Genomic DNA, 22,545 nt, shown 5'->3' with positions numbered 1-22,545 from the left:
TTTTTTGTATGCGCCCCCGGGACGACGCGGCAGATCCGTTTGGCCGCCTGACGTGAAGGCCGTCAGGCCGGCTTGACGAACCCGTCCAGCACGCGCTTCTGGCCAGCGCGGTCGAAATCCACGGTCAGCTTGTTGCCTTCCACAAGCGACACCGTTCCGTTGCCGAACTTGCTGTGGAACACACGGTCGCCGACACCATAGGGGTTGGCTTCGTCGGACACCGATTTCGCGACCAGCGTTCCTTCGATTTCGCGCGGGCCGCCGCTTTGCGCCGAGGAGTAGAGCCCGCCGCCCTTGCGCGGCGGCTGGTTGGAGCCGCGCGAGTGCTGCGCCGAGAAGGCGTCGTCCATGCGCCCTGCAAAGCCGCTGCGCCCCTGAGAGCCTGCCCCACCATCCCGCGCAATATATTTGTCGGCCGTGCTGGCCGCGCGTGCGCCGGAGCCCGATACGCCGCCTTCGTTATATTCGATCTTGCGCCCGCGCCCGCCCTGATAGGTATCGCCCATGCCGCCCGCCGCCTGGGCGCGCCGCCAGCCGGGGGTGCCATAGGAGGAGGCGGAAAAGGCGTTCGCGTCCCAGCGCGACGCGCCATAGCCGCCCATGCCGCCGGCTCCGTAGCCGCCATAGGAGGCGGAGGCCTCGATCACCTCGACATGATCCTCCGGCAGCTCGTCCAGAAAGCGCGAGGGAATGGTGGATTGCCACATGCCATGAATGCGCCGGTTCGAGACGAAGGTGATCTTCACCCGACGCTTGCCGCGCGTGATGCCGACATAGGCCAGACGACGCTCTTCTTCGAGGCCGGAGCGGCCGCCCTCGTCGAGGGAGCGCTGATGCGGGAACAGGCCTTCCTCCCAACCGGGCAGGAACACGGTCTCGAATTCCAACCCCTTGGCCGAATGCAGCGTCATGATCGACACGGCGTCGGTCTCGGCGTTCTGTTCGGCGTCCATTACCAGGGCGATATGTTCGAGAAAGCCCGGCAGGCTCTCGTAATCGTCCATGGAGCGGATCAGCTCTTTCAGGTTTTCGAGCCGCCCCGGCGCTTCGGCCGAGCGGTCGGCCTGCCACATCTCGGTATAGCCGGATTCGTCCAGAATCATTTCCGCGAGATCGGTGTGCCGCGTGGTCGAGAGAAGGCCGGACCAGCGGTCGAAATGGCGCACGACCTCAGCCAGCGCCGCGCGCGGGCGCGGCTTCAGCTCGTCGCCCTGCACCAGATCGGCCGCGCCGGCCAGAAGCGGCAGGCCCTTGGCGCGCGAATATTCATGCAGGAGCTTGATCGCCACATCGCCGAGGCCACGCTTGGGCGTGTTGACGATGCGCTCGAAGGCTAGATCATCGGCCGGCTGGCAGACGCAGCGGAAATAGGCGAGCGCATCGCGGATCTCCAGCCGCTCGTAGAAGCGCGGACCGCCGATGACGCGGTAATTCAGGCCGAGCGTGACGAAGCGATCTTCGAATTCGCGCATCTGGAACGAGGCGCGCACCAGGATCGCCATGTCGTTGAGCTTATGACCCTTGTGCTGAAGCTGCTCGATCTCCTCGCCGATCGTGCGCGCTTCCTCCTCCGAGTCCCAGCCCGCATTGACCGAGACCTTCTCGTGCTCGGGATCGTGCAGGTCGGTGAAGAGCGTCTTGCCGAGTCGATCTTCGTTGACGGAGATGAGGCCGGAGGCCGCGCCCAGAATATGGGCGGTCGAGCGATAGTTGCGCTCCAGCCGGATCACGGTCGCGCCCGGAAAATCCTTCTCGAAGCGCAGGATATTGTCCACCTCCGCGCCGCGCCAGCCATAGATGGACTGGTCGTCGTCGCCGACGCAGCAGACATTGACGGCGCTTTGGCCGGCGTCCCGGCGGGAATCCGACATCTGAGCCAGAAGCCGCAGCCAGAGATATTGCGCGACGTTGGTGTCCTGATACTCGTCTACCAGAATGTAGCGAAAGCGCTTGTGATAGTCGGCTAGAATGTCCGGGTGGTCGCGGAAGATCGCGATGGGATGGAGCAGGAGATCGCCGAAATCCGTCGCGTTCAGCGTGGAGAGGCGAGCCTGATAGGCGCGGTAGAGTTCGCGCCCTTTGCCGTTGCCGAAGGAGCGCGCATCGCCTTCCGGAATCGTATCTGGCGTCAGCCCCTTGTTCTTCCAGCCATCCAGAAGATTGGCGAAGGTGCGCGCCGGCCAGCGCTTGTCGTCCAGATTCTCGGCTTGGAGCAGCTGCTTGATCAGGCGGATCTGATCGTCCGTATCGAGGATCGTGAAGTTCGATTTCAGCCCCACCAGTTCGGCATGGCGGCGCAGGATCTTGACGCCGATCGAGTGGAACGTGCCGAGCCAGGGCATTCCCTCGACCTCGCCGCCGACCAGAAGGCCGATGCGCTGCTTCATCTCGCGCGCGGCCTTGTTGGTGAAGGTCACGGCCAGAATCTGCGAGGGATAGGCGAGGCGCAGCTTGAGAATATGGGCGATGCGCGTCGTCAGAACCCGCGTCTTGCCGGTGCCCGCGCCGGCCAGCACCAGAACCGGGCCTTCCGTCGTCTCGACGGCCGCGCGCTGCTCGGGATTGAGACCTGCGAGATAGTCGGGCGCGGGCGCAGCCACGGGCCCGCCGCGCGCCGCAAGGGCTCGGGCGGCGATGCCGGAGGGCTTCTTCGGGCCGGGGGCGGACGGATCGGAGAGTTCGGTCATGCCGACTACTTAATGGATTCTGCAGGGAACACTAGGGGAACATGTCGGCGGCCTTGCGGCAAAGAGGGGAGGAGCGGGTGGCACATCGCCCCGCCCTTGTGGAGAGAGAGGGGCTTCTAAAGCGCGATCTTAACCGCCGCGCGCCAAGCCGCATGACCGGCGAGCGGCAAAACTGTTAGGATTTCTGAAAGCTAGGGCCAGCGGCCCGAATGATTCGACGTAAAGGGACCTGCGGGCTTGCGGCTGTTCATCATCCTTGGCGGCGTCTTGATCGCATGTCTTCTGGCGCTCTGGGTCGGCCCGCGCTTCGTGGACTGGACGACCTATCGCTCGGCCTTCGAGACGGAAACCTCGCGCCTGCTCGGCCAGCCGGTCGAGGTGCGCGGCGCGGTGTCGGCGCGGCTTTTGCCCTTCCCCTCCATTGCCTTCAACGACGTGGTGGTGGGGGATGCCGGCGATCCGATCCTGACGCTGAGTGCGTTTCGAATGGACGCCGAGTTGGCGCCCTTCTTGTCGGGCGAGGTCCGCATCTTCAACACGGAGATGGACCAGCCCAATTTGTCGCTTGATATCGACAAGGCCGGACAGGTTCGCTGGCCCGTCGCCGCCTCGCAGCTTCCCGCCAATCTGCCGGTGGTCTTCGAAAAAGTGCGGATCGCCGGCGGCTCCGTTGCTCTGACCGATCAACGGGTGGATCGACGGATTCAACTGAGCGACATCGACGCCGATCTCTCGGCCCGCTCGCTGCTCGGCCCGATCACGGGCGCGGGCACGCTGCGTCTCGACGGCCGGCTCCTGCGCGTCAGCCTCTCCACCGGGGTTGCGCCCGGCGACGGGACGCTGCCTCTGCGCGTCACGGCCGAGTCCGACGTGCCGAGCCTCTCGGTCAGCCTGTCGGGGACGGCATCGCGCGTGCCGGGCAAGCCGATGCTGGACGGGACGGTGACGTTCCGCACGCCTTTTGCCGTGCAGAAGGCTCAGGCAGCCGGGCAGCGCGAGACCGGGAACGCGCCCACGCCGCCGATCCAGATGCAGGCGGGTTTCACACTCTCGCCGCAACTCGTCGCTCTGTCCGATCTGCGCGCCTCGGTCGGGGCTGCGGAAGCGCCCTATCTCGTCACCGGCGCGGCGAGCCTGAATTTCGGGCCCATTCCTCATTTCGACGTCGACCTGTCCGGGCAGGAAGTCGATCTCGACCGGCTCGCGCCTGCCGAGAGCACGAGCGGCACGGCCCCGAGCCTGCCGGAGCGGATCGCCGGCATTCGCGAAGCGCTGTCGCGCCTTCCCGCCAGCCCCTTGCCCGGCCGGCTGCGCCTGTCGCTGCCGATCGTGACGATCGGCGACACGTCGATCCGCCAAGTCAGCTTTGCCGGCTCGCCCTCGCAGGAGGGCTGGTCGATCGACAAGCTGAGCGGCGAGTTTCCCGGCCGCACCCTGGTGGAAGCATCCGGCCTCGCCGATCTCAGCGCCAAGCCGGGCTTTCGCGGCTCGCTTCTGGTGGCGGCGCGCCAGCCGGCGAGCTTCTTCGGCTGGGCCGGGCTGGGCGGCATCCCCGCGCTGGCGCAGCTCGATCAAGCCGGCCTACAGGCCAAGGTGAATCTCAGCGCGAGCGATCAGAGCCTCGACGATTTGGAACTCAATCTCGGCGGCCAGACGCTGCGCGGCGAGATCGACCGCGCGGTGCGCCCGGAAGGCATCACGACCGATGTGGAGCTGCGCGGCGGTGCGGTGGATCTCGAACCGCTGCTGGCGCTGGCCCGGCTTCGCCCGCAGCCGGCGGGCGGTGTTCCCGAGCGTATCGAGCTGCAATGGGCTGCCGGCCCGCTGCGCTATGCTGGCGTGGTGGCTGATCATGTCGAGGCGGATATGGCGCTGTCGGGTGACGCTCTCGATATCGGCTCCTTCGACGCGGACGGGTTGGCCGGGGCCGATCTTCATGTGGAAGGCACAGTCGCGAACCTTTCCAGCGCGCCGGCGCCCGATCTCAGCCTCGATGTTTCGGCCGATGAGCCGGCCCGCTTCCTCGCCTTCCTGCGCTCGCGTCTGCCGGACAGCCCGCTTCTGCAAGTGGCCGATGCGCGAGCGGCTTCGCTCGGGCCTCTGGCTCTGAGCGGAACGGTCTCGCCCACCGCAATCGCGGGCCGCACCGATCTTGTGGCCGAGCTTGCGGGTACGGCCGCTGGAACCGAACTCACCGTGCGGCTGGCGCTCGAAAACGGTCTCGCCGCCGCCTGGAAGGACGGCCGCTTCGGATTGGAGATGGGGCTGCGCAACGAGAAGCCGGTGGAGCTTCTCGGCCAGCTCGGTCTCTCCACACTCGACCTCGGTGCGCCCGGTCCCTTGTCGGTGCGCCTCACCAGTTCCGGCAATCCTGGCGAGGGCGCGGCGGTGTCGCTGAGCGGCGAAGCGCCCGGCAGCCGCGTGGCGTTGGAGGGGATGGCGGTGCTGTCGCCGGCCGGGCTTCGCTCGCTCGACGGACGCCTGACCCTCAGCAGCGACGACGCAGCGCTTTGGCTGACGACGCTCGGCATCGCAGCCGGCCAGGGGCTCGAGGCGCTGCCGGTGGAAGGCGGAGCGCAGCTTCGCTGGTTCGGCGGTGACTGGGTGGTGAGCGATGTTCGAGGGCATGTGAACGGACAGCCTGTCGAGGGGCAATTGTCCGCTGCCGGCGGCAGCGACATGATCGGCCGTCTGAAGCTCGACCATCTCTCGCTGGACTGGCTGCAGACCATCCTCACCGGCATCGTTCCCGAGGGGGAGGGCGTGGGGACGCGTGCCTTCGCCGCGCCGCTTCTGCCGCAGCGGCCCCTCCGCCTGTCTCTGGAAGCCGGCGCGCTGGATGGGGCGCCGATTGAGATGACCAATATCAGCGCGCAGTTGAACGGTTCCGCGACCGAGCTGTCCGTGCCGACCTTCGCTGCCAAGATCGGCGAGGGGCGACTGGAAGGGCGCGGCCGATTCAGCAATGTCGGCGGTCTGGTCGGTACGGAGTGGACGCTCGATATCGAAGGCCGTCCGGTCCGGCTCGGGGAGGGCGAGAATGCCATCCTCTCAGGTGTTCTCGGCGGTCGGTTGAGTTTCAAGGCGGGCGGCCAGAGTTTCGATGCGCTGAGGCTCTCGGTGGACGGAACCGGCGAGGCGACTCTGACGGATGCGGAGATTTCCGCGGTTGCTCCGAGCCTCATGGGTTCGGTGCTGGAGGAAGCCGGCAAGCCGGGCTTCTCGGCGACATCGGACGCCGTGGCGCGTCTCGTCGACGCCGCTCAGCGCGGCCAGAGCCTGACTGCGAGTTCCATCACGGCTCCGCTGCGCCTTGCCAATGGCGCCTTGCAGATCGGGCCGATCCGTCTGGACGCAGCCAGAGAGGTCTTGTCCGGGGAGGCCCGCATCGGCCTCGCCGATCGCGCTCTGTCCGGTCGATTCGAACTGGCGCTGCCCAAGCCCGAGGAGGCGGACGTGGTGGACGCGCCCGATCCCGCCCTGATCTACGACCTGTCGGGAACGCTCGCCACGCCGCGCCGGGCGATGGGTGTCGAGCCGCTGACCAGCTATCTCGCCTCGCGCGCCTATCAGCTGGAGCAGGCACGCGTACGGACCTTGGAGGAGGCGCTGCGCGAAACGGTTCGTCTGCGCCGGGAAACACGTTTCTACGAGGCGCGCGAAAAGACCCGTCAGACCCTTCGCGACGCGCGCATCAAAGCCGAAGAAGACGCGCGCCGAGCCGAGGTCGAACAGCGCGAACGCGAGGCGGCGGAGGCGGAACGGCGGCGCGCCGAGGAGGCGGCCGCGCGTCCTCAACCTGCGCCGCAGCGCTCAGTCCCCGCGCCGGCCGCGCTCGAACTCGAAGCCCCGCCCGTTGCCGTGCCGCCGCCGCAGCCGAATGAAGGCTTCCGCGATCTGCCGGGCGTCGGGCCGCTTCAGCGGTTCTGAAGGCGCGCATGGATGGTCGGACGAGCTTGCACCAAAAACTTGGGAGCCGCTTCGGCCGTGTGAGGGATGGTTCTCGCGGGCGCTGTGAGCGCCGCAGAGCCCCCGCGAAAGCGGCAGGCCGCTCCCGTTACGGAGACGAGCCACCATCTGGCCGATGGCAGGCAAGGCCGATCTTGTGGCCGTCGCGGTCGCGGAAATACGCGCCGTAATAGTTCGGGTGATAATGCGGCCGCAGGCCCGGCGCGCCTTCGTCGCGGCCGCCAAGCGCCAACGCCAGCGCGTGAACGCGGTCCACAAGAGCATGGCTGCCCAGGTTGAAGGCGATCATCGTTCCGTTGCCAATGGAGGCGGGAGCGCCATTCTCCGGCCGGCCGATCAGGAAAAGCGGGCGATCGGCGTCGGCCGGCTGCCATCCCGCCCAGCCGCGCTCGCCATCTTCGAAGCGGAAGCGCAGGCCCATCTCGCGCGCGATCGCGGCCCAGAAGCGAAGCGAGCGTTCGAAATCATCCGTGCCGAGATAGACATGCGACAGGATCACATGGGATGTGTCGCCACGCTCTGCGGGCGTCTGCGCTTTTCGCAACGACTCCTGGAGAACATGCAGGCGGATGGCGGAGGAGAGATTGGTCTCGGGCAGGCGCTCGCTGTCGATACGCGCAACAAGCTCGGCGACGGCGCATCCCGCCATGTTCGCAAGGCGGTTCAACTCGGCCCAAAAGGGGGCCTCGACGCTGATCGATGTGCGATGGCCTCGAATTGAAAGCGAATGCTTCTCGATCATGGGGCCGGTGGATCGCGAAGCGCCCCGTCAAGCTGACGCTCTGTGCGCTCTTTTTCGATCGCCTCGCGTTCCCGCTCGGCCTTGCTGCGGCCGTGGCGAGTGCGGTTCTCGGCGGCCTTGGACTCTGCCGCCGCCCGCTCGGACCGTTTGCGGGCCATCCGAAGATTGACGACCTCGCCCATCGCGCTCAGGGCTTCTTGCGGAATGCGTCCAGAGACACGACCTCGGCGCTCTTCTCGGCCGGCTTGTCCTCGGCCTTCTCGGCGTCCTTGCTCGGCTCGCTGGCGCTCTTGGCCGCCGTCTCCTTGCGCGCGGCCGCAGCGGGCTTAGCGGGAGCGGCAACCGCCACAGGGGCAGGGGAAGTCGCGACAGGGGCGAGCGCGGTCGGAGCCGGGCTGTCTTCGGTCTGGGAGTTGGCCGCGTCCATATCGCGGACGTCGAATTCGAGTTCGAAGTTCACAGCCGGGTCGTAGAAGCCGCGAATCGCGCTGAAGGGAATCAGCAGACGCTCGGGGATATCGGAGAAGGACAGGCCGACCTCGAAGGAGGTGTCTGTCACCGACAGGTCCCAATACTGATGCTGGATGACGATGGTTATCAGCTCGGGGTACTTCTCGCGCAGCCGGGACGAGATGCGAACACCCGGAGCGGAGGTGAGGAAGGTGATGAAGAAATGATGATCGCCGGGCAGACCGGTCTTGACGACCTCGCCCAATACCTTGCGGATGACGCCGCGCAGAGCGTCCTGCGCCAGAACATCGTAACGGATAAGATCCTGACCCATTCGGTCGTCCTGAACTCGCAGACATGGCAGCCGGGCTGGCGCCGTATAAAAAGGTGGAGGCTTCTGTTGCCAGGCGCCTCCGAGCCCCGCCTAGAAGTGCGAACCACTAGGGCTTGATTCGAAGTTATCGCACCGCATTACGCGGCGAGACGGACTTCCGCATAGTTGTCGTTGGCAACTACTTTTACAGCCCGATGACGGTGGTACCATGCCGAGCAAAAGTCCGATTTTTACGCCCTCGTCGATCCTATTTCGCCCCCGCCTCAACCCACGGCGCGACGATCGCCGGGGTGGGCTCAGGTGGAGGCGCCGGGTACCGCCCCCGGGTCCGAAAGGTTTATTACATCGGCCGTTTATTGCCATAGCCGGATCAAGTCCGGCTCCGCGAATATAGGCACTCGCGGCATTGGTGAAAAGGCCCGAAATCGTAACATGCAATCTCTGCGTAAGATTGCGCCGTTTCGCTGAGGCCGGCTGGGCTCATCCGCGTCCCATCGCGCGAAGCAGCGCGTGAACCCGCTCCGCCAGATCGGGAAAGAGGCCGTCCATCTCGATTGAGGAACCGACCTCGCGAATCGGTCAGGGCCGCAGCCGTCACGAAGGTAATCGAAGAGGCGGCCCTGGCCGGCGAAGTGATCCGACCCAAACAGAAAAGGAGCCGAGGGTCTTCGGCTCCTTTCCAATGCGTCTTACTTCGTGGCGGTCTCGGGTAGGCCGAGCACCGCGCAAAGCTCGCCCCATTCGCGCTTGGTCAGCCCGCTCGACACCTGATCCAGCGTCTCGCCCGCAATCATGCGGCGCACGGCCTGGATTGCGGTCGCGGACAGTTGCGCCGCGCCGAAGCGATGCTCCATGAAGGCTTCGTGCGTGATCGGCACCCAACGCTTCAGGAGGTCGATCATCACATCGGCATAGGCGCGGATTTCATATTGCGCGTGCGGGTCGGCTCGAAGGCGCAGGAAGCTCATGAAATTGTGGAGGTCCGCCTTCCAGTACCACTGGGTATAGAAGTTGAGCGAAAGGTTCATGCGGGCCAACTCGCGCGCCAGACCCTTGCGGCTTTCATCCTCGCCGCCTTCGTTCAGCATGAAGGCGTAATCGTCATAGGCGCGGCCGGCGTCCTGACGCAGCATGTCGAGAACGGCTGCTGCTTCGTCGCCCTCCAGAACCTCGCCGCGTCCCTGACGGTTGGAGGCCGATTGTGCGGCCAGATGCTCGGGCGCGGGAATATAGAATTCGCGGTCGAGCACGGAATAGCGCGCCGAATATTCGTTGACGCTGGCCATGCGATGGCGAATCCACTGGCGCGCGACGAAGATCGGCAGTTTCACATGCAGCTTGATCTCGGCCATCTCGAAAGGCGTCGTGTGCCAATGGCGCAGGAGATAGTTGATCAGGCCGCGATCTTCCGACACGCGCTTGGTGCCGCGCCCATAGGACACGCGGGCCGCCTGCACCACGGCATCGTCATTGCCCATATAGTCGATGACGCGCACGAAGCCGTGGTCGAGCACCGGGATGGGTTGATAGAGAACCTCTTCGAGCCCCTCGGACACGGGGCGGATGGTGCTGGAGCGCGTCGAGCGCAGGAGCTCGATCTCCGCGATCTGCTCGCTGGTGAACTGGCTCAAGGGATCGGTCTCCTGTTGCGGTGGCTGGCTTGGCATCAGCCCCATTCGGCCGCCTGCCTGCGCAGCGCCTCCAGCCCTGTCTTATCTCGTGGCCGTGGTTAAGGTGGCCTTACGAGCGTCTCGCGATGAGGAAGCGACTCGTCGACCTGCGCTTCCTTATCAGGGGGCTCTCTCTATCTGAGAGCGCTCTGGAAGCGAGTCATTTATCACCCATGTCCGAAACCGATCGTCCGCCCCGCCTTGTCGCCGTCGTCGCCATGGCGCGCAACCGTGTGATCGGGGCGCGGGGGGCGATGCCCTGGACGCTGCCGAGCGATCTCCGGCATTTTCGCGAACTGACGCTCGGCCGGCCGATGATCATGGGTCGCAAGACCTTCGAGGCGATCGGCAAGGCGCTGGACGGGCGCGACACGATCGTCCTGTCGCGTCGCCCTGAGATCGAGCGGGCCGATGTCCTGACGGTGGCAGATGCCGAAACGGCTTTGAAGGCGGCGCGCATGATGGCGGCCTCGCGCGGATCGAACGAAATCGTGATTGCGGGGGGAGGCGAGATCTATCATCACTTTCTCGGGCAGATCGACCGGATCGAGCTGACGCGCGTCGAGGCCGACCCGGCGGGCGACACGTTCTTTCCCGATTTCGAGAACGAGGGGTTCGAGCGGCGCAGTGAGCGGACTCCGCCGCAAAATCCGAGGGATAGCGCGCCCATGCGCTTCGAGACCTGGGAGCGCACGGGCGCGCCACCGAGGTGACGCCACGGCGCGTCGAAGCGCCCGCAAGGCTCGTTGCCGCGCGCTAACCATGCGCGCCTTCGCCGGGCCGAAACGGCGGCCCGCGCGTTGAAAGCGGTTTTTCGAGTTCCTATAAGCATTTCGACGAGTTTCTCGCGTCGCGGCGACGTATCGCCCGCGACCGGACCTGAGTGGAAGGATCTACATGCCCTGGAGCAATCAGACGGGGAAAGGGGGCGGTGGCGGTGGCGGTGGCCCGTGGGGCCAGGGGCCGCAAGGACCGCGGCCCGGCGGCAACAACTCGCCTGATCTCGAGGATATTCTGCGCCGTGGGCAGGACCGATTGCGCCGAGCGATGCCCGGCGGCGGGGCTGGGTCCGGTGGTTCGGGCGGTGGCCTGGCCCTGGGCGGCCTCGCGGTCGCGGGCCTTGCCGTGGTCTGGCTTCTGAACGCGGTCTATACCGTGCAGCCGGACGAGGTCGGCGTCGAGCTTCTGTTCGGCAAGCCGCGCGCCGAACTCTCCGAGCCCGGCCTGCATGTGATGATGTGGCCTTTCGAGACGGTCGAAACCGTTCCGATCGTGGAAAACCAGATCACCATCGGCAGCGGCCAGCGGGGCGGCGATTCCTCCGGCCTCATGCTGTCGGGCGACCAGAACATCGTGGATGTCCAGTTCGCCGTTCTCTATTCCGTCGAGAACCCTGTCGCTTATCTGTTCAACGTGCAGGACCCGCAGGGCGTTCTGCGGCAGGTCGCCGAAAGCGCCATGCGCGAAGTCGTCGGCCGTCGCCCGGTCGAGGACGTGTTCCGCAACGACCGCGCCGGCATTGCCGAGCAGGTTCGCCAGATCACGCAGGCGACGCTCAATAGCTACAATGCGGGTCTGACAGTCAACGCGATCTCCATCGAAGAAGCCGCGCCGCCGCCGGAAGTCGCCGATGCGTTCGAGGAAGTGCAGCGCGCCGAGCAGAACGAGTCGCAGTTCATCGAAGAAGCGCGCCTGTATCGCAACGAGCAGCTCGGCCGCGCCCAGGGCGAAGCCGTGCAGATCCGCGAGGACGCCGCCGCCTACAAGAACCGCGTCGTGCAGGAAGCGCAGGGCGAGGCGCAACGCTTCACCTCCATTCTGACCGCCTACGAGCGCGCGCCGGAAATCATCCGCGAGCGCCTGTATCTGGAAACGATGGAATCGGTTCTGGCCAATTCCAACAAGGTGATCATGGATGGTCAGACCGCAGGCGGGCAGGGCGTCGTGCCCTACCTGCCGCTCGGCGAGTTGCAGCAGCGACCCGCTCCTAGCGCCGCGCCGCAGCCGACATCGGCCGCGCCCGCCGCGTCCAACGTTACCCGTTCGCAATTGACGGGTACCGCCGCGTCCACGCCTGCGCAGGGGAATAGCCGATGAGCAACCGTTTCTACGGCGTTCTCATTGCGATCGCCCTTGTTCTCTTCGTTCTCTGGAATTCGGTCTTCATCGTTCGCGAGGGCGAGCAGGCCGTGGTGACGCGCTTCGGTGAAATCCAGCGCGTCGTCACGCAGCCCGGCCTGAACTTCAAGATGCCGTTCAGCTTCGCCGGGGCGGATACGATCCAGATGCTGCCCAACCGCCTTCTGCGGCTGGACCTCAACGACAAGCGCGTTCAGGTCGCGGGCGGCGCCTTCTATCAGGTGGATGCGTTCCTCGTGTACCGCATCTCGGATGCGGCCGTGTTCCGCCGCACCCTGTCGGGCTCGATCGCCCAGGCCGAGCAGCGGCTGAGCACGCGCTTCGACGCGGCCATCCGTCGGGTCTACGGCTTGCGGGACTTCCAGTCCGCGCTGTCGGAAGAGCGTCTGCAGATGATGGTCGAGGTTCGCGACCAGATTCGCCCCGACGCGGCTTCGCTGGGCCTCGATCTGGTGGATGTGCGCATCCGCCGCACCGACCTGACGCAGGAAGTCTCGCAACAGACCTATGCCCGTATGCGGGCCGAGCGTCTGGCCGAGGCCGAGCGCGTGCGCGCCCGTGGCCGCGTTTCGGCACGGGAGATCCGCGCCGGCGTCGATCGTGAGGTCACGGAACTGGTGGCCGGCGCGCGGCGCGATGCCACCATCCTTCAGGGTGAGGGCGAGGCCGAGCGCAACACCATCTCGGCCAATGCCTATCAGGCGAACCCGGAATTCTTCGAATTCTACCGCTCGCTCCAGGCGTATCGCGAGGCCATGGCCAAGGGCGGCACGACCATGGTGCTTTCGCCCGACACCGAGTTCTTCCGTTACTTCAACTCGGGCGACGTGAAGGGCAATTTCCCACCCCGGCCGCTGGCATCGACCAACGCGGCGCCTCCGCCGAGTGCGCCGGCCAACCCGGCACCGGCCGCACCCGCGCCCGCAGCGCCGCCGCCGGCCCCGGCCGCACCGGCCAACTGATCCGGTCTGTTCCCCCTGCCGCCCGCGTCCGAAAGGTCGCGGGCGGTTTCGTTTTGGGCATCGGACCCGGCAGAGACCGGGGGATGGCGCGCGCCCCTTCTTGATTCGGTCGCTTTTATCCGCTGGACTCGTTTCCGGCCGAATCCCGTATGCCGCGTGCTTTGGCCTTTGATCCCTCGCCCATGCGCGGCGAGGGCGTTTGGCTGCAACGGCACCGGATTGCTTGATGACCGCAACACATCCCCGCCGCCCGTATCGGCGCCTTCGCGCATTCGCCGTCCTTCTCTCGACGGTCGCGATCTCGCCGCTGCCGGCCTTCGCGCAAGGGGTGATCGCGCCGCCATCCGAAGGCCAGCCCATCGCGCCCCAGCCACCGGCCGCCGGCACGCTGAACCCGGATGCGGCGGGCGTGCCGCCGACGCCGAACGCCGCCCAGCCCCGCGCGCAGGGGCCGGCCTCCGTCGCCGATCTCGCCGAGCGGCTTCTGGGTGCGGTCGTCAATATCTCGACGTCTCAGACCGTCGATCGCGGCACGGCGGATGACGAAGACGACGAAGACGGCGATGGCGATGGCAACAATGGTGAGGACGCGCCGGCCGCGCCTGCGGTGCCGAAGCTGAACGCGCCGGACGGATCGCCGCTTCAGAAGTTCTTCGACGATCTTCTGCAGGGCGACAGCAAGGACGGGACGCGAAAGGTCCAGTCGCTCGGCTCGGGCTTCGTCATCGACCCCTCGGGCATCATCGTCACCAACAATCACGTCATCGCCGATGCGGACGAGATCACCGTCAATTTCGCGGATGGCAAACAGCTCGACGCCAAGATCGTCGGCGTGGATACCAAGACCGACATCGCCGTGTTGAAGGTGGAGCCGGAAGCGCCGCTCGCCGCCGTGCCCTTCGGCGACAGCGAGCAGGTGCGCATCGGCGACTGGGTCATGGCGATCGGCAATCCGTTCGGCCTCGGCGGATCGGTGACGGTCGGCATCGTTTCGGCCCGCGGGCGCAACATCAATGCCGGCCCCTATGACAATTTCATCCAGACGGACGCCGCCATCAATCGCGGCAATTCGGGTGGCCCGCTCTTCGACATGTATGGCCGCGTGATCGGCATCAACACGGCGATCATCTCGCCGACCGGCGGCTCCATTGGCATCGGCTTCGCCATTCCCGCCGTCCTGGCGCAGAATGTCGTGGCGCAGCTGCGCGATTTCGGCGAAACGCGCCGAGGCTGGCTGGGCCTGCGCCTGCAGGAGGTGAGCGAGGAGATCGCCGAAAGCCTCGGCCTGCCGAGCGCGGCGGGTGCGCTGGTGATGGGCGTCGTGCCACAGGGGCCGTCCGACACCGGCAAGATCGAGATCGGCGATGTGATCCGCAAGTTCGACGGCAAGCCCGTCGCGACCTCGCGCGATCTGCCGCGAATGGTGGCCGAATCACCGGTCGGCAAGGTCGTAAAGCTGGAAATCCTGCGCAAGCAAAGCCTCGACGCGCCGGCCGTGCCGGTCGAGGTCGAGGTGACGCTCGGCCGGCTTGAGGACGGCGAGGCGGCCGACAACCAGACCGATCAGGGCGAGGACGCGCCCGATGAGGACGTCGTGACCGAAGGCCCACTGCTGGGCCTCTCCTTCACCGATCTCAGCGACGAGTCGCGCAAGCAGTTCGACCTGCCGGCCGAGGCGCAAGGCGCGGTGATCTCGGCCGTCGAGCCCAACTCGGCCTCGGCTGACAAGGGGCTGGAATCGGGCATGACCGTGCGCGAGATCGGCCAGGAGAAGGTCGCCAATGGCGAGGAGGCGCGCGAAAAGCTCGCCAAGGCCAAGGCGGACGGGCGCAAGAACGCGTTGCTGCTCGTCGCCGACAAGGCGGGCGATCTGCGCCTCGTCGTGGTGCCGATCGACTGATCAGCGGCTCGTCATCATATGCCACTCGCTTCGCCGCAGCCCGTAGAGGCTGTGGCGGACGAGATGCGGGTGGCTGCGCGGCACGCGCGGATGGTCGAAACTGCGGCGGAAGCTCATGCCGATCCGCTGCATCACCGCTTCGGACGCGCGGTTCTCCACCACGCATTGCGACACGATCTCCGGCAGCGCCAGCGTATCGAAGCCGAACGCGAGACAGGCACGCGCCCCTTCCGAAGCGAGGCCTTGACCCTGCGCCTCCGGCAGAAGGCGCCAGCCGATCTGAACGCTCGGCGCGAAATCGAACACGGGTTCGGTGACGGGCGACAGGCCGATCACCCCGACGACGCGCCGATCCGTCAGGCGTACCGCCGCCAGAAAACCCATACCGTCCGCTTCCAGATCGGCATTCCAGCGGTCCATGGTCGCGTCCGCCTCCGCCTCGGTCATGCGCATCGGAAAGAAGCGCATGACGGCGGGGTCATTGTTCAGGCGATGGAAGACCGGCCGATCGCTTTCGATCCAACGCCGAAGAACCAGGCGCTCCGTGCGCAGCCCGTCCATCAGGCGCGGAATTCGCTCGCGCGGTAGCCCTGGATGAAAAGAAGCGCGGTGAGATCGCCATGGTCGATGCGGAAGGGGGCTTGCGCCGCAACGCTCGGCTTGGCGTGGATGGCGACGCCCGTGCCGGCCGCCAGGATCATCGGCAGATCATTGGCCCCGTCGCCGACCGCGATCGCATCGGCCGGGGTGAGGCCGAGCCCGGCGGAAATTGCGCGCAGGGCCTCGACCTTGGCTTCGGCGCCGAGGATCGGCTCGGCCACCGTGCCGTCCAGCCGATCATCCGCAATGTTCAGGATATTGGCGCGGTTCTCCGCAAAGCCCAACCGGCCGGCGATGACGGACGTGAAGGCGGTGAAACCGCCCGAGACCAGCGCGGTATGCGCGCCGTGAGCGTTCATCGTGCCGACGAGTTCGCGCCCGCCAGGGGCCAGCGTGATATGGCTCTCGATGACCTCGCCGATTGTGGAAACCGGCAGGTCGCGCAGGAGGCCGACGCGCTCGCGCAGCGCCGGCTCGAAGGCGATCTCGCCGTTCATGGCGCGCGCGGTGATGGCGGCGACCTGATCCTTGATACCGATGGCGGCGGCGAGTTCGTCGATGCATTCCTGCTGGATCATGGTGGAGTCCATGTCGGCCAGGAGAATCCGCTTGCGCCGCCCGGCGACCTCCTGCACCACGCAGTCCACAGCCTCGTCCAGCGCCAGCCGCTTCAGCCGCTCGATCGTGGCAGCGGAGGGCTTTTCGGATGTCACGAGATCGCAGGCGATATCAGGCTCCAGCCAAGTGATCTCCGCTTCGCCGATCTCGTCGGCGGCGGCATTCACGAGGGTGCGCGAAACGCGGGGGTCTTGCCGCGACGACAGAAGGGTGACGACATACATGGGAAGCAGGGCCTGACGATGGAACAGCCGGAGGCGATCCTGATAGCGGGGCCGACCGCGAGCGGCAAGTCGGCGCTGGCGGTGGCGGTGGCGCGCCGCGTCGGGGGCACCGTCGTCAATGCCGATTCCATGCAGGTCTATGACGGTTTGCGCATCCTGAGCGCGCGCCCGGCCGTTGATGAGATGGGCGGCGTCGAGCACCGGCTCTACGGCCATGTGCCGCCGGACGCGCCCTATTCGGCCGGGGTCTGGCTGCGCGAGGTGGAAGCGCTTCTGCCGGAGCTTCGCTTGCGCGGCCAGATTCCCGTCTTCTGCGGCGGCACGGGGCTTTATTTCAAGGCTTTGCTCGGGGGCTTCGACGATCTACCCGAAATTCCCTCCACCATCCGCGAGCGTTGGCGCGCGCGCATGGCGCAGGAGGGGCCAACGGCTCTGCACCGCGTGTTGACGGGGCTCGACCCCGAGGCCGCCGCGCGCCTTCGCCCGAGCGATCCGCAGCGCATCCTGCGCGCGCTGGAACTGTTCGAGACGACGGGCGCGCCGCTCGCTCAGCTGCAACGCGGCGCGGGGGCTGGGTTGGTGGAGGGAGCGAAGGCGCTGAAACTCGTGCTGACGCCGGACCGCGCGCTCCTGCGCGAGCGCATCGCCCGGCGCTTCGACGCCATGTTGGCGGAGGGCGCGGCGGAAGAGGCCGAGGCCTTCTCCGCCCGGCCGGGCGCGGCGACGGGTCTGGCGGCCAACGCCATCGGCGTTGCGGAACTCGCCCGTCTGCGCGCGGGCGAGTTGACACAGAGCGAAGCGCGCGACCTGTCGGTCACCCGCACGCGCCAATATGCCAAACGGCAGGAAACCTGGTTCCGGCACCAATTCGACGAGACCTGGCTGCGCTTTGCCGACCCCGCCGAGGCGCTGGCAGCGCTGGAGGCGAGACTACCTGGCCTCGCTTGAGGGCAACGCGCCGAGGGCTGGAACCGTCAGCATTCCCTATCGTTTCGTTGGGCTTGCAGGGGGAGCGCGCCATGTCGACCACGCCCATCGGTATCAGCGATCATCGCGACGCCATCGAAAAGGGCGCGCGGCTCGGCTATCTCGCGCGCGCCGCCGTCTTCATCACCATCGGCTATTTCGCCTTTCGCACGGCCTTTGCCGGCGGCACGACGCTGAGCGAAGAAGAGGCGATCTCGCGGATCGTCGGCTCGCCCTTCGGCGGGGTGATGCTGGTGCTTCTCGTTGTTGCCCTTCCATGCTTCGCGCTGTGGCGTTTCGTGCAGGCCGTGTTCGATGCGGATGGCTATGGCACGGGGGCCAAGGGCATTTTCGTGCGCATCGGCCGGTTCGTTTCGGGCCTCGCCTATGTGTTTCTCGCGCTCTATGCCGCCTCGCTCCTGTTCGGCGTATCGGTCGGCGGTGGGCAGGGCGGATCGGATGTTCTCAACCGCTGGGGCGCGATCCTCGGGCCTTGGTTCACGCTGCCGGCCGGTCTGGTCATGCTGGGTGTGGCGGGTTCGCAGCTGAAGAAGGCCTGGGACGGCAGCTTTCTGCGCTTTCTCTCGCTGCCGCCGGCTCATGCGCGGTGGATGATCGCGATCTGCCGTTTCGGCCTTGCGGCGCGGGGGATGGTGTTCGCGGCGATCGCCGTCCTGTTCTTCACGGGGGCCTCGCGCTGGACACCGGATCATACGCCGGGGCTGGAAGATGCGCTGAGTGAGATCGGTTCCTGGCCCTATGGCTGGTTGCTCCTGTCGGCCACGGGCCTCGGGCTTGTCGCCTTCGGGGCCTACGCGCTGCTGCTCTCGCTCTACGGGCGCATCCGCTCACCCGATCTCGATCCGAGCGAGGTGATCCGAAAGGCGCGCTCGGGCGCTTGACGGGAGGGGGATCGAGGGATAACGTCTCGCACCATGTCGAAGAAGATCATTCTCCTCGTAAGTAGGCGCACACGCGAGACGGTTTAGAAACCGTCCGGCTGATGCCACGTGTGCGCAACCCAAGGCCCCTCGGAGGGCCTTTTTTATTGCCCGAAATTTCGCAGCATTAGCGCCGACCGGCACCCAGAAGACGAAGGCCGCACCATGAACGACTTGATGATGGAGACGGGCACCCGCAAGATGACGGGCGCTCAGATGGTGGTTCAAGCCATGAAGGATCATGGCGTCGAGCATCTGTTCGGCTATCCCGGCGGCGCGGTTCTTCCGATCTACGACGTTCTGTTTCAGCAGAGCGCGGTCAAGCATATCCTGGTTCGGCACGAGCAGGGCGCGGGCCACGCGGCCGAAGGCTATGCCCGCTCCACCGGCAAGCCGGGCGTCATGCTCGTCACCTCCGGCCCGGGCGCGACCAATGCCGTCACGCCGCTGCAGGACGCGCTGATGGATTCCATCCCGCTGGTCTGCATCACCGGTCAGGTCCCGACCACGCTGATCGGCTCCGACGCCTTTCAGGAGTGTGACACGGTCGGCATCACGCGCCCCTGCACCAAGCACAATTGGCTGGTGAAGAATGTCGAGGATCTGGCCGAGATCCTGCACGAGGCCTTCCATGTCGCGACCTCCGGCCGGCCCGGCCCGGTCGTCGTCGATATTCCGAAGGACGTCCAGTTCGCGACCGGCACTTACACGCCGCCCAATCTCTCGCGCGCCCTGCAGCGCTACCAGCCCAAGCGCGAGGCCGAGCGCGGCCGCATCCAAGCGGCGGTCGAGCTGATGCGCTCGGCCAAGCGCCCGGTCTTCTACACGGGCGGCGGCGTCATCAATTCCGGCCCGCGCGCCTCGCAGCTCCTGCGCGAGATCGTCGGCCTGACCGGCTTCCCGATCACCTCCACGCTGATGGGCCTTGGCGCCTATCCGGCGTCGGGCGAGAAGTGGCTGGGCATGCTCGGCATGCACGGCACCTACGAGGCCAATCTGGCGATGCACGAGTGCGATGTCATGATCTGCGTCGGCGCGCGCTTCGACGACCGCATCACCGGCCGGTTGGACGCCTTCTCGCCGGGCTCCAAGAAGATCCATATCGATATCGACCCGTCCTCCATCAACAAGAACGTGCGCGTCGATCTGCCGATCATCGGCGATGTCGCCAATGTTCTGGAGGCCATGGTCTCGATCTGGCGCGACAGCGGCGCCAAGTCGGAGCCGGCCGCGCTCGAGGAATGGAACACCAAGATCGCCCGCTGGAAGGCGCGCAACTGCTTGGCCTATCGCCAGGAAGGCGACATCATCCTGCCGCAGCACGCGATCAAGCGCCTCTACGAGAAGACCAAGGACCGCAAGACCTTCATCACCACGGAGGTCGGCCAGCATCAGATGTGGGCCGCGCAGTTCTACGGCTTCGAGGAGCCGAACCGCTGGATGACGTCGGGTGGCCTCGGCACGATGGGCTATGGCCTGCCGGCGGCGGTCGGCGTCCAGATCGCGCATCCGGACGCGCTGGTTATCGATATCGCGGGCGACGCCTCGATCCAGATGATGACGCAGGAGCTCTCGACGGCGGTTCAGCACGGCGCGCCGGTCAAGGTCTTCATCCTGAACAACCAGTATATGGGCATGGTCCGCCAGTGGCAGCAGTTGCTGCATGGCAACCGCCTGTCCAATTCCTATTCGGAGGCGATGCCGGACTTCGTGAAGCTGGCCGAAGCCTATGGCGGCGTCGGCATCCGCACGGAGAAGGCGGGCGATCTGGACGCGGCGATCGACGAGATGATCGCGGTCGATCGGCCCGTCATCTTCGACTGCTGCGTCGCCAATCTGGAAAACTGCTTCCCGATGATCCCGAGCGGCAAGGCGCATAACGAAATCCTGCTTCCCGACGAGGCAAGCGACGAGGCGGTGGCGAACGCGATCGACGCCAAGGGCAAGGCGCTGGTCTGACCCGGCCGGGCGGGGCATAACCCGCCCAGGTCCTCCGCTTCCTCATCGAAAGACTGATGTCATGAACCTACCCGTCCAGCCGCCGGCCTCCGCCTATTTCATTACCGACGAGAAGCCCTCGGTCGAATCGCGCACCCTCTCGATCGTGGTCGACAACGAGCCGGGCGTGCTCGCGCGCGTCATCGGCCTGTTTTCGGGGCGCGGCTACAATATCGAGAGCCTGACCGTCTCCGAGACCGACCACAACAAGCATCTGTCGCGCATCACGGTGGTGACGCGCGGCGCGCCGCCCGTCATCGAGCAGCTCAAGAGCCAGCTCGACCGCATCGTTCCGGTTCACCGCGTGGTGGACCTCACCAAGACCGCCATGGGCCTTGGCGACGACGGCCCGATCGAGCGCGAGCTGGCGCTGGTGAAGGTGGCCGGCAAGGGCGACGACCGTGTGGAGGCGCTGCGCCTCTCCGACGTGTTCCGCGCCAAGGTCGTGGATTCCACGACCGATCATTTCGTCTTCGAGATCACCGGCAAGGGCTCGAAGATCGAGAAGTTCATTCAGATCATGGCGCCGCTCGGCCTCGTGGAGGTCTGCCGCACGGGCGTCGCCGCCATGGCGCGCGGCCGCGACGCGGCCCACGAGAGCTGATGATTTTCGACCGATCCCTTTTCGGCGTCTGACGCCGCCCCATCCGGGCGGCGCGATGGCGCGCGCCCGGAGCTTCCCATGCCGTTCGATCTGTTTCTCGGACTTCTCGTCTACGCCTTCGTTTCCTCGGTCACGCCGGGGCCGAACAATATGATGCTGATGGCATCGGGCGTGAATTTCGGCTTCCGCCGCACGATCCCGCATATGCTGGGCATCGCCATCGGCTTTTTCGTCCTGCTTCTGTCGGTGGGCTTTGGCCTTGGCGCGCTGCTTCACGCCGTCCCCGCGCTCCAGACGGTGCTGAAAGTCGTCAGTCTCGTCTACATGCTCTGGCTGGCCTGGAAGATCGCGACCTCGGGCGCGATGGGCGAGGCGCGGGCGAGCGGCCAGCCTTTGACCTTCGGGCAGGCGGCGGCGTTTCAATGGGTCAATCCGAAAGCCTGGGCCATGGCTCTGGTCGCCATGGGGGCCTATACGCAGGTCGAAACGCCCGTTCTGTCGGTGCTTCTCGTCGGCACGGCCTTCGCGCTGGTGAACCTGCCGAGCGTTTCGGTCTGGGCCGGCTTTGGCGTGGCCCTGCGCGGTTTCCTGTCGGAGCCCAAGCGTCTGCGCATCTTCAACATCGTCATGGGCCTCGCGCTTGTCGCCTCGATCTGGCCCATGCTGCGCTGATCCTGGCCGAGCCCACCGAGGGCTCGGCCGAAACATCGCTTGGTCAGGCCGCCTGCGCTCGGGTGTTGACGAGATCGGCCAGCTTGCGGGCGCGCTCCAGGCAGGCGGGCTGCTCGGCGGCGAAGCGCTCGGCGCCGATCTCCATGATAAGCGTCGTGTCGGGCAGGAAGGTCAGTTCGGAGAAGATGTCCTCCCAGGCGATGTCGCCCCAGCCGAGCGGCAGGTGAAGATCGCCGATGCCGAGCGCCGTCGCTTCGGCGCGGTGGTAGAAGGTCTTCATCGTGTAGGGCAGGCCGAAACTGTCATGCACATGAAGATGGCCCGCCACCTCGGCCATGGCGCGAAGCTCCTGGCGGAAGTCGAGGCCCTTGAAGCTCGATTCGATATAGGCGTGGCTGAAATCGATCAGCGCGGCGAGATGGCTGTGTCCGACCGCGCGCACGGTCGCCGCCACTTCGCTGGGTGTCTGGCGATGTTGACCGGGCAGGGTGGTGAAGATGTTTTCCAGAACGATGCGCGTGCCGTAGCCCTTCGCGACCTCGGCCATCTCGTGCAGCGCCTCGCGCTCCATCTGGTCGAGATCCCCGGCGCTTTCGCCCTCGCTCAGCTGGGCCGCGCCGCAATGGTGCACCAGCACGCCCGCGCCCAGCCGGTCGCAGAGTTCGAGCATGGCGCGTACGACGTGCTTCTGCAGATGCAGGTTCTCGCGGTCCATGAAGTTGGACACGATCTGCCCGTGCAGCGAGAGTTTGCGGAAGGAATATTGGCTGGCGATGGCGGAGACGCGCTGAAGCCGCTCCTCGATGATGCGCCCGCCCGCGATGATCTCCTCGCCATAGATGCCGATCTCGCAAGCGTCCGCGCCCGTGTCGGCAACGGCGCGCAGGGAGGCGTCGAGCGTGGACAGGTCGCCCGGTCCGGTGTGATTGCAGAAGCCGACGGCGGAAATGATGCCGGACATGGGATGATCCTTCGGGTCGCACGCTGTGAGAGGCCGGCGGGTATGAACCCCATCATCGAGGCTCGCCACCCCGCCGGCGGCGCTCGTGCTCATAGTTCGCTTGCGTGA

Annotated in this window: 18 protein-coding genes and 1 other RNA gene; 10 read left to right on the top strand and 9 right to left on the bottom strand. The window is 66.4% G+C overall.

Features of this window, described 5'->3' with window-relative positions:
* Positions 1-62: 62 nt before the first annotated feature.
* Complete coding sequence (locus NS365_RS12730; RefSeq protein WP_058600665.1) at positions 63-2,687, bottom strand: ATP-dependent helicase; 2,625 nt, start codon at positions 2,685-2,687, stop codon at positions 63-65.
* Between the two features lie 237 nt (positions 2,688-2,924).
* Between NS365_RS12730 and NS365_RS12725 the strand changes: the two genes are divergently transcribed.
* Positions 2,925-6,617 carry an AsmA family protein gene (locus tag NS365_RS12725; protein ID WP_058600664.1) on the top strand — a complete coding sequence of 1,231 codons (3,693 nt, stop codon included), beginning with the start codon at positions 2,925-2,927 and terminating at the stop codon, positions 6,615-6,617.
* 127 nt (positions 6,618-6,744) lie between these two features.
* On the opposite strand, the gene NS365_RS23590 is transcribed toward NS365_RS12725, so the two are convergent.
* The 5 genes from NS365_RS23590 to thyX all read right to left on the bottom strand — a co-directional run bounded on the left by NS365_RS23590 (position 6,745) and on the right by thyX (position 9,813).
* Positions 6,745-7,398, bottom strand: coding sequence for a ribbon-helix-helix domain-containing protein (locus tag NS365_RS23590; RefSeq protein ID WP_082655386.1), 654 nt, complete (start codon positions 7,396-7,398; stop codon positions 6,745-6,747).
* A complete protein-coding gene (locus NS365_RS12715) occupies positions 7,395-7,580 on the bottom strand; it encodes a DUF4169 family protein (RefSeq protein WP_058600663.1) in 186 nt (61 codons plus the stop codon). Before NS365_RS12715 ends, NS365_RS23590 begins: the two co-directional genes overlap by 4 nt.
* Positions 7,581-7,585: 5 nt before the next feature.
* Positions 7,586-8,182: an SspB family protein gene (locus tag NS365_RS12710; protein WP_058600662.1), complete on the bottom strand. Its 597-nt coding sequence runs from the start codon at positions 8,180-8,182 to the stop codon at positions 7,586-7,588.
* A gap of 52 nt (positions 8,183-8,234) precedes the next feature.
* Positions 8,235-8,602, bottom strand: a transfer-messenger RNA (tmRNA) gene (gene ssrA / locus NS365_RS23585).
* Between the two features lie 269 nt (positions 8,603-8,871).
* A complete protein-coding gene (gene thyX, locus NS365_RS12705; protein ID WP_058600928.1) occupies positions 8,872-9,813 on the bottom strand; it encodes an FAD-dependent thymidylate synthase in 942 nt (313 codons plus the stop codon).
* 212 nt (positions 9,814-10,025) lie between these two features.
* On the opposite strand from thyX, the gene NS365_RS12700 reads away from it, so the two are divergent.
* The 4 genes from NS365_RS12700 to NS365_RS12685 all read left to right on the top strand — a co-directional run bounded on the left by NS365_RS12700 (position 10,026) and on the right by NS365_RS12685 (position 14,853).
* On the top strand, positions 10,026-10,565 hold the full coding sequence (locus NS365_RS12700; protein WP_058600661.1) for a dihydrofolate reductase: 540 nt from the start codon (positions 10,026-10,028) through the stop codon (positions 10,563-10,565).
* A gap of 184 nt (positions 10,566-10,749) precedes the next feature.
* On the top strand, positions 10,750-11,949 hold the full coding sequence (gene hflK / locus NS365_RS12695; RefSeq protein WP_058600660.1) for an FtsH protease activity modulator HflK: 1,200 nt from the start codon (positions 10,750-10,752) through the stop codon (positions 11,947-11,949).
* Complete coding sequence (hflC, locus tag NS365_RS12690; protein WP_058600659.1) at positions 11,946-12,953, top strand: protease modulator HflC; 1,008 nt, start codon at positions 11,946-11,948, stop codon at positions 12,951-12,953. The genes hflK and hflC overlap by 4 nt, the downstream gene beginning before the upstream one ends.
* Before the next feature lie 226 nt (positions 12,954-13,179).
* Entirely contained in the window at positions 13,180-14,853 is a 1,674-nt protein-coding gene (locus tag NS365_RS12685) for a Do family serine endopeptidase (RefSeq protein WP_058600658.1), read from the top strand.
* Here NS365_RS12685 and NS365_RS12680 read toward each other — a convergent pair whose 3' ends face one another.
* Both NS365_RS12680 and serB read right to left on the bottom strand, forming a co-directional pair.
* On the bottom strand, positions 14,854-15,414 hold the full coding sequence (locus tag NS365_RS12680; RefSeq protein WP_058600657.1) for a GNAT family N-acetyltransferase: 561 nt from the start codon (positions 15,412-15,414) through the stop codon (positions 14,854-14,856).
* Positions 15,414-16,295, bottom strand: coding sequence for a phosphoserine phosphatase SerB (gene serB / locus NS365_RS12675; protein ID WP_058600656.1), 882 nt, complete (start codon positions 16,293-16,295; stop codon positions 15,414-15,416). Before serB ends, NS365_RS12680 begins: the two co-directional genes overlap by 1 nt.
* 18 nt (positions 16,296-16,313) lie before the next feature.
* Between serB and miaA the strand changes: the two genes are divergently transcribed.
* The 5 genes from miaA to NS365_RS12650 all read left to right on the top strand — a co-directional run bounded on the left by miaA (position 16,314) and on the right by NS365_RS12650 (position 21,476).
* Positions 16,314-17,243, top strand: coding sequence for a tRNA (adenosine(37)-N6)-dimethylallyltransferase MiaA (gene miaA, locus NS365_RS12670; RefSeq protein WP_058600655.1), 930 nt, complete (start codon positions 16,314-16,316; stop codon positions 17,241-17,243).
* Positions 17,244-17,314: 71 nt separating this feature from the next.
* Positions 17,315-18,163, top strand: coding sequence for a DUF1206 domain-containing protein (locus tag NS365_RS12665; protein WP_058600654.1), 849 nt, complete (start codon positions 17,315-17,317; stop codon positions 18,161-18,163).
* Between the two features lie 204 nt (positions 18,164-18,367).
* The gene (locus tag NS365_RS12660; protein WP_058600653.1) at positions 18,368-20,161 is read left to right on the top strand and encodes an acetolactate synthase 3 large subunit; all 1,794 of its coding nucleotides are present in this window, start codon (positions 18,368-18,370) and stop codon (positions 20,159-20,161) included.
* A 61-nt stretch (positions 20,162-20,222) separates the two neighbouring features.
* Positions 20,223-20,804: an acetolactate synthase small subunit gene (gene ilvN / locus NS365_RS12655; RefSeq protein WP_019996390.1), complete on the top strand. Its 582-nt coding sequence runs from the start codon at positions 20,223-20,225 to the stop codon at positions 20,802-20,804.
* Positions 20,805-20,882: 78 nt separating this feature from the next.
* Positions 20,883-21,476, top strand: coding sequence for a LysE family translocator (locus NS365_RS12650; RefSeq protein WP_058600652.1), 594 nt, complete (start codon positions 20,883-20,885; stop codon positions 21,474-21,476).
* A gap of 43 nt (positions 21,477-21,519) precedes the next feature.
* Here the strand turns inward: NS365_RS12650 and NS365_RS12645 are convergent, their stop codons facing one another.
* On the bottom strand, positions 21,520-22,437 hold the full coding sequence (locus NS365_RS12645) for a TIM barrel protein (RefSeq protein ID WP_058600651.1): 918 nt from the start codon (positions 22,435-22,437) through the stop codon (positions 21,520-21,522).
* Between the last annotated feature and the right edge of the window lie 108 nt (positions 22,438-22,545).

It is taken from the genome of Aureimonas ureilytica (assembly GCF_001475935.1).
Classification (GTDB): domain Bacteria; phylum Pseudomonadota; class Alphaproteobacteria; order Rhizobiales; family Rhizobiaceae; genus Aureimonas; species Aureimonas ureilytica_A.
Note: the sequence above shows the minus strand (reverse complement) of the source record. Positions and strands in the feature narration are given on the sequence as shown.